Annotated in this window: 8 protein-coding genes; 2 read left to right on the forward strand and 6 right to left on the reverse strand. The window is 60.7% G+C overall.

Annotated elements, in window-relative coordinates:
- Positions 1-33: 33 nt before the first annotated feature.
- The 6 genes from J3U06_RS07290 to fbaA form a co-directional block, all read right to left on the reverse strand.
- The gene (locus J3U06_RS07290; protein WP_267444776.1) at positions 34-3,012 is read right to left on the reverse strand and encodes an Ig-like domain-containing protein; all 2,979 of its coding nucleotides are present in this window, start codon (positions 3,010-3,012) and stop codon (positions 34-36) included.
- A gap of 409 nt (positions 3,013-3,421) precedes the next feature.
- A complete protein-coding gene (ilvC, locus tag J3U06_RS07295) occupies positions 3,422-4,471 on the reverse strand; it encodes a ketol-acid reductoisomerase (protein ID WP_220236529.1) in 1,050 nt (349 codons plus the stop codon).
- A 263-nt stretch (positions 4,472-4,734) separates the two neighbouring features.
- A complete protein-coding gene (locus tag J3U06_RS07300; RefSeq protein WP_267444804.1) occupies positions 4,735-5,991 on the reverse strand; it encodes an MFS transporter in 1,257 nt (418 codons plus the stop codon).
- Positions 5,992-6,390: 399 nt separating this feature from the next.
- The gene (locus J3U06_RS07305) at positions 6,391-7,359 is read right to left on the reverse strand and encodes an FAD:protein FMN transferase (protein ID WP_267444777.1); all 969 of its coding nucleotides are present in this window, start codon (positions 7,357-7,359) and stop codon (positions 6,391-6,393) included.
- A 9-nt stretch (positions 7,360-7,368) separates the two neighbouring features.
- Positions 7,369-8,670 (reverse strand): adenylosuccinate synthase, encoded by a 1,302-nt coding sequence (locus tag J3U06_RS07310; RefSeq protein WP_220236532.1) that lies wholly within the window; start codon positions 8,668-8,670, stop codon positions 7,369-7,371.
- 182 nt (positions 8,671-8,852) lie between these two features.
- Entirely contained in the window at positions 8,853-9,917 is a 1,065-nt protein-coding gene (fbaA, locus tag J3U06_RS07315; protein WP_267400862.1) for a class II fructose-bisphosphate aldolase, read from the reverse strand.
- Positions 9,918-10,190: 273 nt separating this feature from the next.
- Between fbaA and J3U06_RS07320 the strand changes: the two genes are divergently transcribed.
- Positions 10,191-11,183 carry a nucleoside hydrolase gene (locus J3U06_RS07320; RefSeq protein ID WP_220236534.1) on the forward strand — a complete coding sequence of 331 codons (993 nt, stop codon included), beginning with the start codon at positions 10,191-10,193 and terminating at the stop codon, positions 11,181-11,183.
- A 13-nt stretch (positions 11,184-11,196) separates the two neighbouring features.
- Entirely contained in the window at positions 11,197-12,600 is a 1,404-nt protein-coding gene (locus J3U06_RS07325; protein WP_267431381.1) for an MFS transporter, read from the forward strand.
- The last annotated feature ends 211 nt before the right edge of the window (positions 12,601-12,811 follow it).

Raw genomic sequence — 12,811 nt, forward strand, 5'->3', positions numbered from 1 at the left:
TCGAAAACCCATAGGAACAGCCGGTCAGAACAGTCATCGCCTGGATGCCGACCTATACCCGGCCGATCGCAACCAGCAGATTGCCAGGACTGCGCATGCGAGCGCAGCCAAGGCAATGACGCCAACGGATGCACCTGTTTGAGAAAGCCCCGGATGCTGTGAAACCGACCCAGCACCTCCTGCCTTGACTTGTTCAATGGGAGATGTCTGGGAGGGGTGGGTATCCGACGTGCCAGGCACGCCAATGTCTGCAGCCTTGGTGACAAGCCCGGTCACCTTGGTCGAGGATGGCTTGACCAGCTTGTCGGTGTACCCCTGATAATCGACTCTGATATCTCCGGAAACCTCATCCGGCACAGTCAGCGCCGCCTTCCCATCGGCCCCCAGTTTCACATCGGCCGTCCAGGACTGACTCAGCCTTGATGCCGGGCTTTGCGTGATGCTCACGGTGCCAGCCACATCACCCTGGTCTTCGGCCTTGACGGTCACGCTCAGCTTGCGGCTGTCCGGGGCATAATCAGCCTGGGTCGTAGAGGCGACCGGTTCCAGATGTGAGGGATTGGCTGTGGTGTACCTATGCATGGCTTCCAGAACATTCCGAGGCACGGCCACGAAAGCCCCATGCCTCTTTGGGGTGGGCATGCCACCATCCGTGACATACCCGGTGACGCCCTTGCCGGGCTTCTTCTGAGTAAACCATCCCGGCGTCTGCGAAAGCCTGTGGGACCAGTCTGTTTTGCTCAGATCCGTCTTGCTGGTCATGAAGGGTTGATAACCCCCCGAATCAGCCATGATGACCATGGCGTCACCGGCTTCGTTCTGGTTGACGTCATCCTTGTTCAGAGCTATGGATTCCGGCCCCTCAAAGGGAAGCAGCCGCTGGTCGAGCAACCGCCAGGTGCTGGTCTCATCAGCATCGGGATCCGAACTGGACGTGGTGCAGGTCAGGCACTTCGACCGTTCCAGGAAGGTGGACTTGCCATCCACCACGTAGGATCCTGCGGCACCGTTCTCCTCGTTTTTGGTCATTCGGTAGTAGTAGCTGCCGATTTTGAAAACCGTGGAGTCAATGCGCGAGTATCCGGTGTCCTGCCAGTCCTTGGCGGGGGTGAAGGTCTTGAAGTCCCTGGTGATGGCATAGCGCACGATGTTGTACGGGGAACCCTTCTTCCCGGTGACGGCCGTCGAGCGTGAGCCGTCGGTATAGGCCCTTGAGGAGAAGAAGACCACATAGGCGTTCAGCGCGTCATCCCAGAATGCCTCAGGAGCCCAGGTCATCCCCTGGTTGGGGGAGTTGACGACGATGCCTGCATCCGAACCGTCCTCGGCGTTGGTCCGCGTCCAATTGACCATGTCCTTGGATTTCCAGGCTTCGATCTTCAGCGAACCATATTGCTGGTTCTGACCCCAGCCCTGGCGCGAGACCTTCAGATCGGTGGCGATCATATAGTATTCGTCGCCATCATGCGAGCGCAGCACATATGGATCGCGCAGGCCGGTGGTGTCCGTCTTGGAAGTGATGACGGGGTCACCGTTGTTAATGGGGCTGAATGAGAAGAAGTCATTGCGCTTGGTAGAAGTCGCCGATTCATACAGAGCCTCGCCGATCTTTCCTCCTGTCTTGTCCGCGTCAGAGAGAAAAGTGACCGCGGCGTACCCGACATTCGGCGCAGACCGTGGCTTCTCCTTGACCACGACATCAACGCTGCGCGATACGGTGCGCCCATTGCCCGCCTTGGCGGTGGCCGTCAGACTGACCTTCTTGGAATCGCCCTGCCCATAAGAGGGTCGGGTGACGATTCCGGCGCCCCGATAGGGGTCAGCTGCACCATTGGCTGGTGCCTGGTAATTACTGTCCGTCGGACTGATACGACCAGGATCGGAAGAGGCCCAGGTGACGTCAACATCATGTCTAGGTCCCTTGGCCAGCAAAGGCAGGTTCCCTGTCGCCTGGGACGGAATCCCGGCGAGCAGAGCATCCACATCATCTTGGGCGGCCGTTTCCGGATCCAGGGGTTTGACGGTTACGTCGACTGAACTGACCAGTCTGCCAGCCCGGCTGGTGGCGGTAATGGTGCTGGTTCCAGCCTTCACAGCCTTGACCTTGCCCTTGGCATCGACCGTGGCTACAGAGGGATTGGACGAGGCCCAGCTCACCTCCTGGCTGATGGCATTCTCAGGCGTGATTGTTGCGGTCAGCTGCCGCTCATCGTTCTCCGTCAAGGCCAGGGATCCGTTCACCAGGCCGGTTCCGGTCACGGTTATCCCAGTCGGCATGACCAGATCGGCCCCCTTGTAGATCTTCAGGTCATCAATAGCGCCATTCCAATAGGCATCGCCCTGATAGAAGGATTTGCCGATGTAGGTGGTGGAGCCCCCCAGATCGGAGAGCTTGATACCGGTCTTGGCCTTGATTCCCACCAACTTATTGTCCCTGAGCAGGGCCATGGAATCATCCTTGATGATGATTCGGAAGTCATGCCAGATTCCGTCATTGTTGTCGAGCTGCTCCTTGAAGGAGGGCTCATTGTGCCAGCCATTTTCCGCAACAGCCAATTTGGCGCTGGTCTTGCTCAGATAGAAGAAAAGGTAATGCGAAGCATCCTTGCCGATAGCCAGCGAGAAGTAATTGCCATCGTCAGCATGCCTCGACTTGGCAGCGAAGTCGATGGTCGCCTCGTTGCCTATAGACTCGAAGATCTCCGAAGGCAGCTGAGCATATTGAACGTTTTTTGAAGCATCCGACTGACCGTTCTGCAGATTCAGCGCCTCGTTTCCGTTTCGGTCTCCGAAGGCCCCAATGGATGCCCCGCCGTGAAGAGTCATGGCATAGCCATTGACTGAATCCGATAAGTTTCCCTGGCTAAAGTCATAGGAGGCAACCGGGGTCAGTGATCTGGTTTCCTGCCCTTGTGCCTCAGGACGCTCAAGGGCATATGCCGTACCTCCCGCGAAGGACAGCAACATCGGCAGGGTCACCATGACCGACACCAATGTTTTCATTTTTTTCATGCACTCCACCACCTTTGGCTCATCGGGATACCACAATCCCGCCTGCAGTGTCATGCCGACTACTGGCTTGGCTTCGATGACTACCCTTGAGCCGACACGACAAGTATTCATAGATGGGTCATGACTCATGATTGATCATCACGTCAGCACCTATGCCAAAATCCATTCTGGCATCTGCGATTAGCCACTGTCCCTGAAAAGAATAACGATTCAATAACAATAGATTCTCAGTATTAGCGAATACGAACAGCAGGCATTCCCCTACCGTACGGATCGAGGAACCATGCAACTGGGGCTCGACGCTGAAACCCGATGCCTCAAATAAAAAAACGCCGCAGACCGGATTCATATCGAATGCTGGTCTGCGGCGATGCCAGGAAAATAGCAGCCGATACTCAGAACCTAGCGGTCACTGCACCTGGGAACGGGCAATCTTGCCGGTGAAGGACTGGGCCTCGTCGGCATCCTTGACGTCCTTATTCCAGGAGAACATGGCACGCAGCTTGGGGCCGACCTCCTCGATCTTCTCGTGGGAGTACTTCTCTTGGAGCTCCTTGAACTTGGGGGCACCGGCATCCTGATCATCGATGAACTCCTTGGCGAAGGAGCCGTCCTGAATGCGTTGCAGCTGGTGACGCATCCTGTCCTTGGTGGACTCATCCACCACGGTTGAGGTGAAATCGCCGTACTGGGCGGTGTCGGAGCAGGACCACCGGGCCTTGTTCAGGCCGCCCTCGTTCATCAGGTCGACCAGCATCTTGAGCTCGTGGCAAACCTCGAAGTAGGCAATCTCCGGCTGATAGCCAGCCTCAGTCAGCACCTCGAAGCCAGCCTCGACAAGGTGGTTGACCCCGCCCATGAGCACATCCTGCTCGCCGAAGAGATCGGTCTCGGTCTCCTCCTTGAAGGTGGTCTTGATGGCGCCGGCGCGCAGGGCGCCCAGAGCCTTGGCATAGGCCAGGGTGATGTCCCAGGCGTCGCCGCGCGGATCCTGCTCCACGGCCACAACCACGGGCACGCCACGACCAGCGACATACTCACGGCGGACGATATGGCCCGGACCCTTGGGGGCCACCATGAAGACCGGATGGTCCGCACTGGGCTTGATGTAGCCGTAATGGATGTTGAAACCGTGCGCGAATCCGACTGCCGCGCCCTCTTTGATGTTGGGCTCGATGTCGTCCCGCCAGATGTTGCGCTGGTACTGGTCGGGGGCCAGGATCATGACGATGTCGGCCTCCTTAGTGGCCTCGGGCACGGTCTTGACCTCCAGCCCCTGCTCCTTGGCGAAGGGCACCGACTTGGAATTGGCACGCAGGCCGACCACCACATCTACACCGGAATCACGCAGGTTCAGCGCATGAGCATGTCCCTGGGAACCATAGCCGATGATGGCCACCTTCTTGCCTTCCAGAACCGAAAGGTCCCCATCCTTCTCATACCAGATCTGTGCTGCCATTATCTACACTCCTTCATGTGCGGTCCAACCGGGCCGGTTCTTCCAGGCCGGGGACTCAAAATACTGTGAATTCCTGTCGTTGTTCCAGGCGGACGATGCTCTTTCGACCGGGGCAACGGATTTTGTCCTTGGCCCCGATCCGTACCCAATGGATACGGTATGCCTCCAACCATACTCGTGATATGGCCAGATGGACTGTCCGCAATTCGTTGTTTGGACACCGGCGCAATGCGAAGAAGCAGCCGGCGGGATGCGTCCATGGCTTACTTGGTGAAGTCCACATCCTTGGTTTCGTGGCAGGTCAGCGCTGCCACCAGGCAGCAGACCGCCATAACGGCCAGGTAGAGCCCGACCGAGCGCACTCCCCAGTGGGAGGAGAGCCAGGTGGCGATGGTAGGCACGAAGGCCGCGCCCACAATGGCCGCCAGGTTGTAGCCGATGCCGGAACCCGAGTAGCGCACATTGGCGTCAAAGAGCTCCGGCAGGAAAGCGCCGATAGGCCCGAAGGCGATGCCCATCAGGGCGAACCCGACGCAGAGGAAGACCATGACCTGGAAGGTGTTGTGATGGGCCATGAGCAGGTAGGGGAAGACCAGGCTGAAGACCACCAGCATGACTGAGCTGCCGATCAGCACCCGGCGACGGCCGATGCGATCCGCATAGACGCAGGCCAGCACGATGAAGAGGGCGAAGACCAGGATGGAGACCATGAGCATGAGCAGGTACTCCTGGTTGGTGAAGCCCAGTCCGCCGCCGCCCTGAGACTTGGGCTTGGTGCCGTAGGCCAGGGACCAGGTGGCCAGGGTGTAGAAGAGGGTGTAGGTGACCGCGACCAGGAAGGTGGCCTGGAGCACCTGACGCCAGCTCTTGCGGAAGACCTCCAACAGCGGGGTCTTGACGACCTTCTGCTGGTCCAGAGCCATCTGGAAGATGGGTGTCTCCTGCATGGAGACGCGCACGGCCAGCCCTACAACCACCAGGATGGCGGAGAGCAGGAAGGGCACACGCCAGCCCCAACTCAGCATCTGCTCGGGAGTGCAGAACATCTCCAGCAGGAAGTAGGTCCCGTTGGCCAGGAAGAAGCCGATGGGAGCGCCCAACTCAGGGAAGGAGCCGTAGAGAGCCCTCTTGCCTTCCGGGGCGTTCTCAGTGGCCACCAGGGCTGCACCGGACCACTCGCCGCCCAGGCCTATACCTTGCACGAACCGGCACAGGCAGAGGACCACTACGGCCCAGAGCCCCCAGGTGGCGTAGGTGGGCAGGACGCCGATCAGGACTGTGGAGCAGCCCATGGTCAGCAGGGAGACCACCAACGTGGTCTTGCGCCCCTGACGATCCCCGAAGTGTCCGAAGACCAAGGACCCCAAGGGCCGCGCGATGAAAGCGATGGCGAAGGTCAGCAGGGATGCCAGCAGGGCCACGGTCGGATCGGTCTTAGGGAAGAAAAGCTTGGGGAAATAGTTGGCCGAAGCCGTCCCGTAAGCGTAGAAATCGTAGAACTCGATGGCCGTGCCGACCATGGAGGCCCCGATGACTGTGCGGACCGAGCTGCGGGTCACACGGGTGCTACCGGACGCGGACGCTGCCGGGGTCGGGGAAGCAACACTGACGTCGTTTGCCGTCACTTCATCTCATCTCCTTATAGAAAAACCCCGCTGTCGGCAGGGTCTGATGCGATGAAGCCTATGCGTCCAACCCCGCCTTCCGACGGGGTCGAACAATAAAGATTGTCGAGTCAGTCCGCCGGTGAGGACGGGCTAATAATTCGTGCGGACACGGTGCCGAATCGGCGGGTGTCTGTCAAGCTGGTCATCACGGCGAACCTCCCTTCATCATTCACGAATTGGATGTGTGCTCTGCACATCTGCATTGGTGCCGACCATAGGCCTGGCATCGGCTTGCTCAACGAGACAGGTCCACTATGTGGACGGATGGATGTTGGAGCCCATGAAGAACCGACCTGGAAATTCGTGGGAGATCACAGCCCGTCGGTCGGCATACATCAGGGCGCAGGAGAAAGGGAACCGGGCCGCCAACGCATCCGGCGGCACCAGGAAGAGGGCGGTGGCCAGCCCGTCAGCCAGGCCCGTGGGATACTCGTTGTTCTTTTCGCCGATCACTACCCAGGAAGCCAGCACGCGGTCGACCGGACGACCATCGATGGCATCCACAATATGGTGAAGCGCTGTCAATCCCGCCGCTGCAGCATCCTCGGACCGGTCGGTCCAATGGCGACGGCTGGGTGCCGAGGCACACAAGGAGCCGCAGGACAGCTCGATCCGACCCACGCCTGCAGACAGATCAGCAGGGTCCTCCATGGCGATGGAAATCGGACGAGAGGTCCGCATACGCATGTCGCCGCCGGCATCGATCAGGTACTCTTTGACCCGCGGTTCGAGCAGATCAGCAATGAGGTCTACCAGATAGCCCTTGCCAACTGCCCCGAAATCAAGGCTGACCGGACCGGTAGTCATAAGGACGGCACCCTGACGCCTGAGGTCATCACCCCAGGTGGGTCGCCCATGGATCCGTCCCAGATGACCGGCGGCGTCGACCTGCAACCGGAAGGTGGGCTGTCGGCCGTAGCCCAGACGGGTCAGATCCTCGCCCACCATGGGATCCAGGGCCCCGTCGGTGACGGAATACAGCCTGTCATATAGATCAAAGAGCCCTTGGCAGTAGTCCGGAAAGACGAACCTTCCCCCATGACAGGCCTGGGCCATTTGCGCAGGTATGGCATCCTGCCTGAACCGTGACAGGGCACCTTCGTAATCCTCGATCAGACCAGCGATAGTCCCGTGCAGTCGTTCTCCCAGAGGCCTGTCCGTGGAGATGATGATTCCCGTACCCACCGCCCCGGGGAAGGCGGTTAGGCAGGGCAGCCCCATGGAACTTCCCTACTCGATCAGAGAATGGATCTGCACGATCTGGTCGCGGCCCGGGCCCGAGCCGACGGCCGAGATGCGGCAGCCGGACAGGTCCTCCAGACGATGGATGTAGTCCTTGGCCTTGGTCGGGAACTCCTCGAAGCTCTTGGCGCCGGAGATGTCCTCGCGCCAGCCCGGCAGCTCCTCGTACACCGGCTGGGCCGATTGAAACTCGGCCTGGTCCACGGGCATCCGATCCACCCTGACCCGGGAGCCGTCGGACCGGGTGACGTCGTAGCCCACGCAGACCGGGATGGTCTCCAGGCCGGAGAGGACATCCAGCTTGGTCAGCACGATGTCGGTCAGGCCGTTGATCTGCACCGCATAGCGGCTGACCAGCGCGTCGAACCAGCCGCAGCGGCGGGAGCGACCGGTGGTCACCCCGTACTCGTGGCCCTGACGGCGCAGCCATTCGCCCTGCTCGTTGTCCAGCTCCGTGGGGAAGGGCCCCTCGCCCACGCGGGTCACATAGGCCTTGGCCACGCCGACCACCCGGTCAATCTTGGTCGGGCCCACGCCGGTACCGGTGCAGGCGCCCCCGGCCGTGCAGTTGGATGAAGTAACAAAGGGATAGGTGCCATGATCCACGTCCAGCATGGTGGCCTGTCCTCCCTCGAAGAGGACGTTCTTGCCCTGCTCCAGGGCTTGGTTGAGCATCAGTGAGGTATTGGCCACGTAGGGCTTGAGCTGCTCGGCGTATCCCGCCAGCTCTTCAACGGTGGCTTCCACCTCAATGGCCCTGCGGTTGTAAAGCTTAACCAGCATCTGATTCTTCTGATGAAGGCTGGCCTCCACCTTGTCGCGCAGATGGTCGACATTGAACAGGTCGTGCACGCGAATGCCCACGCGGTTGATCTTGTCAGCGTAGGCCGGGCCGATCCCACGGCCTGTCGTGCCGATCTTATGCTTGCCCAGAAAGCGCTCGGTCACCTTGTCCAGTGTCCGATGGTAGGGGGCGATGACGTGCGCAGACTCGCTGATCCTCAACCGGCTGCAGTCCACGCCGCGGGACTGGAGCCCGTCGATCTCCTCGAAGAGGGCGGCCGGGTCGACCACGACGCCGTTGCCGATGACCGGAGTGATGGCCGGGTGAATGATCCCCGAGGGCAGGAGGTGGAGGGCGTACTCCTGGTCGCCCACGACCACGGTATGGCCGGCATTGTTGCCCCCGTTGAACCTGGCGACATAGTCCATATGCTCGCCGATCAGATCCGTTGCCTTGCCCTTGCCCTCGTCGCCCCACTGGGCCCCAACGATCACGATTCCAGGCATACGATGCTCCTTATCCACTGGTCGCCATCCAAGGAAATGACGGCAGACCATCCATAGACGAGCCTAACCCTACGTATGGAGCGCAAGACCGACCGACCCAGGCACCATAAGGCCTGAACGGGCTCAGCAGCCAATCGTGGCTTCCACGCCCGCAAGATCCTCCTGGTACGGCCGGTTGTCAGTCATCTCATGGCACGTCCCGCGCTGCCCAACTGCTGGCAGGCCTCGACTACACGAGCCGCCATCCCGTCCTCGGCCTGGCGTCCCCAGGAACGGGGGTCGTACTCGCTCTTGTCGCCGACCTCTCCATCCACTTTGAGGACCTTGTCGTAATTAGCGAACATGTGCCCTGCCGCGGCCCTGGTGAAGGCGTACTGGGTGTCGGTATCCACATTCATCTTGACCACGCCATGAGCGACGGCGGAGGCGATCTCCTCCGGCTGCGAACCAGAACCACCATGGAAGACCAAAAGGAAGGGCTTATCGGCAGGGGAGCCCGGGGAGGGTATGCCGCCAACCTCTCCCTCGGATACGGCTCTAGCGGTCCTGGCTTGGATCTGCCCCAGCAGGTCGGGCCTCAGTTTGACCACACCGGGCTTGTAGGATCCGTGCACGTTACCGAAGGTGAAGGCCACCATGTAGTGGCCGCGCTCGCCCAGACCCAGGGCATCAACCACCTTGAGACCGTCCTCGGGCGAGGAATAGAGCCGCTGGTCGATAGCGGCCGAATGACCATCCTCCTCGCCACCGACAGTGCCTACCTCGATCTCCAGAATGGTGTGGGCGGCCCGGGACTGCTCCAGCAGCTCTGCCGCCGTGGCCAAATTCTCCCGCAGAGACAGGCTGGAACCGTCCCACATGTGCGACTGGAAGAGTGGATCCTGACCGTGGGCCACCTGGTCCTTCTCGTAGGCCAGCAGAGGCCGAACCCATTCGTCCAGGTACTTCGGGGCACAGTGGTCCGTATGCAGGGCCACGGTGATGCTCGGATAGCGGGCGATCACCTCATGGGCGAATCTGGCAAAGGCGATGGAACCAACCACCCGGTCGGCCAGGCGCTGTCCGGAGAGGTAGGCGGCACCTCCCACCGAGACCTGGATGATCCCGTCGGACTGAGCGTTATCCAATCCCTGCAGGGCCGCGTTCAGAGTCTGCGTGCTGGTCACATTGATGGCGGGATAGGCGTAGGACCCCCGTCTGGCCGCATCGAGCATCGCCACATACCGTTCAGGAGTCGCTAAAGTCATACCCTCATTATCGTCGGCTGCAAGGAAAATCGGCAAAAGACCCGCTGCCGCAGACACCACCGATAGATCGCAGGTCTCTGCCCTGATGGCGAACACACCACGACGCACTTTGACAAGCCTCCAAGCCGCGGGTAGTTTAGCTCCGTACAGTTTGATGAAACGTTACATCAAACAGGTTGTTTGTTTCACAGCAGTAACGAATCAGCCTAGGGAAGGCACGACATAGGTAAGCAGAAGGTTGGTGCTGCCCATCCTTCTGGGAAGGAGACCAACGTGTCAGCAAGTAAGGAAACCGTCCGCAAGATCATTCTGGATCTGGACACTGGCATCGATGACACGCTGGCTTTGTCCTACGTCCTGGGTTCCCCGGATGCCGAACTGATCGGGATCACCGGCACCTACGGCAACGTGGTGCTCGACCAAGGCGTCGACAACGATCTGCGGCTGCTGGCCATGTACGGCAGGGAGGATATCCCCGTCTTCAAGGGGATCGACCACCCCAGCACGACCGACTCCTTCAGCGTTCCGCCGGACTCCGAGATCTTCCACGGGGCCAACGGCACTGGAAATGTTGAAATCCCAGCACAGACCGATCGGCAGGCCAGCCAGCAGAGCTCGGTGGACTTCATCATCGACGCAGTCCGCCGTTACCCCAAGGGCGAGCTGGCCGTGGTGCCCACCGGCGCCCTGACCACCATCGCCGCCGCCCTGGAAAAGGCCCCCGACATCGTCGACCGCATCAGCATTGTTATGATGGGCGGCACTCTGACCCAGCCTGGCAACGTGGGACCCTTCGCAGAAGCCAACATCAACCAGGATCCTGAGGCAGCCAACCGGGTCTTCGCCACCACCGCAGACATCACCATGGTTGGTCTGGACGTGACCACCCAGGCTCTGATGAGCCGCGAGGACACCGAGGCCCTGCGCGCCACAGGCACCAGCGCCGGCCGCTTCCTGGCAGACATGACCGACTACTACATCGACATCAGCGAAAAAGAGAGCGGGGTCTACCTGGGGGGCTGCAACCTGCACGACCCCCTGGCCGCCGCCGTAGCCATCGACCCCAGCCTGGTCACCACCTTCGCCACCAACCTGATGGTCGAGACCGAAGGACCACAGCGGGCCCGTACCATCGGTGACCCCAGCAGGCTCCTGGACACAGTCAAGAACACCAAGGTTGCCCTGTCGATCGACACCGAGCGGTTCACCCGGCGCTTCATGGACAGGCTTCTGACCCTGGTGCGCAAGACCGAGAACGAACGTTAGAAAGACGGCAGTCATGAGCGAATCCATCACCACCGAGACTACCGAAGCGACCGTTGATGAAAACCGCCGCAGCACTAAGCGGGCCCTGCCGGCCCTGCTGACCATCTTCCTGCTGGGCACACTGATGATCCAGGCCTTCAACCTGGTCTTCCAGAACGTGGGCGACTCCTTGGGAATGTCCGCCAACGCCTCGCTGATCAGCACCCTGCCTGGCATCGTCCTGGGCGTGGTCTGCATGCTCTACGGAACCCTCTGCGACTACATCTCCCCTCGGAAGATGACCCTGTTCGGCGTGGGCGCCCTGATCATCGGCAGCCTCCTGGGCTTCTTCGGCGCATCGAATTTCTGGGCCGTGGTCCTGGCCCGCATGATCCAGACAGCGGGTGGCCAGGTGGCCGGCTCGGTCTTCCTGGTCATGGCCATGAAATACCTGAGCGACAAGGAGCGCGCCTTCTATCTGGGTATCTTCAACGCCGTCTACTACGCCTCCTCTGCGGTGGGCATCTTCGCCGGCGGCCTGATCACCTCCATCGATTGGCGCTACCTCTTCCTGGTACCGCTGGTCTCCATTCTCCTGATCCCTCCGGTGCTCAAGTACACGCCTGACACCGGCATCAAGGGTGAGCGCATCGACGTCTTCGGCATCGCCCTGTTCGCGCTGATCGCCGGGTTCGTGGCCGTCTACTTCTCCTTCCCAGCCACCTGGATGCTGGGGGTGCTGGCCGTCCTGATCCTGATCTTCGCCGGCTATGTCTGGAAGGGCGCCAACCCCTTCCTGAGCCGAGGGTTCGTGACCAACGGCGCCTACATGGCTGTCCTGCTGGCCCTCTTCGTCTTCTACTTCTTCAACTTTGCCTGCGTGCCCATCTACAACGTGATCGGCGACCGGATCTACGGGATCTCCCTGAGCCAGGTCTCCCTCTGCCTGACAATCGTCTACATCGTGGCCACCCTGGTGGGCTGCCTGTCCGGAGTCATCATGAACGCCATGGGACGCCTGCCTATGCTGATCCTGTCCGCACTGCTCATGATCGCCGGAGCCGTAGGGTCGGCCCTTTCGCTCACCTCGGGCTTTTGGGTCCTGACTGCGCTGGCTTCGGTCTTCATCGCCGGCATCACCATGTCCTACACACCCCTCTACGATTCCTTCTCGGCCACCCTGCCCGTGGACCAGAACGGACGCGGCATCGGCATTGGGGATCTGATGATGAATACCTCGGCCTCCATCGGCATGGCTGTCTACAGCGGACTCATGGCTAATCCCCAATTCGGGTCACATGCTCTGGGGGGTGTCAAGACCGGCATCCAGGCTCAGGTGGCCAACATGTTCTGGGTCATGGCGCTGACCGCCCTGCTGGCCCTGATCATCGTGACCGTCTTCCACAAGGCCATGTCAGCCAAGGCTCCCCAGGAGTAAGGCTGGTGTGACACATACATACTTGGTCGGATAGCTGCACGGCCCGGTCCGCTCTTCCCAGTCTTGGGAATGAGTCAGGCCCAGACCCGGCACCCGGCCGCGCGAACCGGGGAGGGAGCGGGGTTCGGACTGCTTTCGGCATTGTGATAGTCCCCCTCTTCCCTCAGCCGCCGAAGGCGAGAAGTTCGCCGTCCCTCCCCCCGGTGGAGAA

The sequence above is a fragment of the Bifidobacterium sp. B4142 genome (genome assembly GCF_026537325.1).
Lineage (GTDB): Bacteria > Actinomycetota > Actinomycetes > Actinomycetales > Bifidobacteriaceae > Bombiscardovia.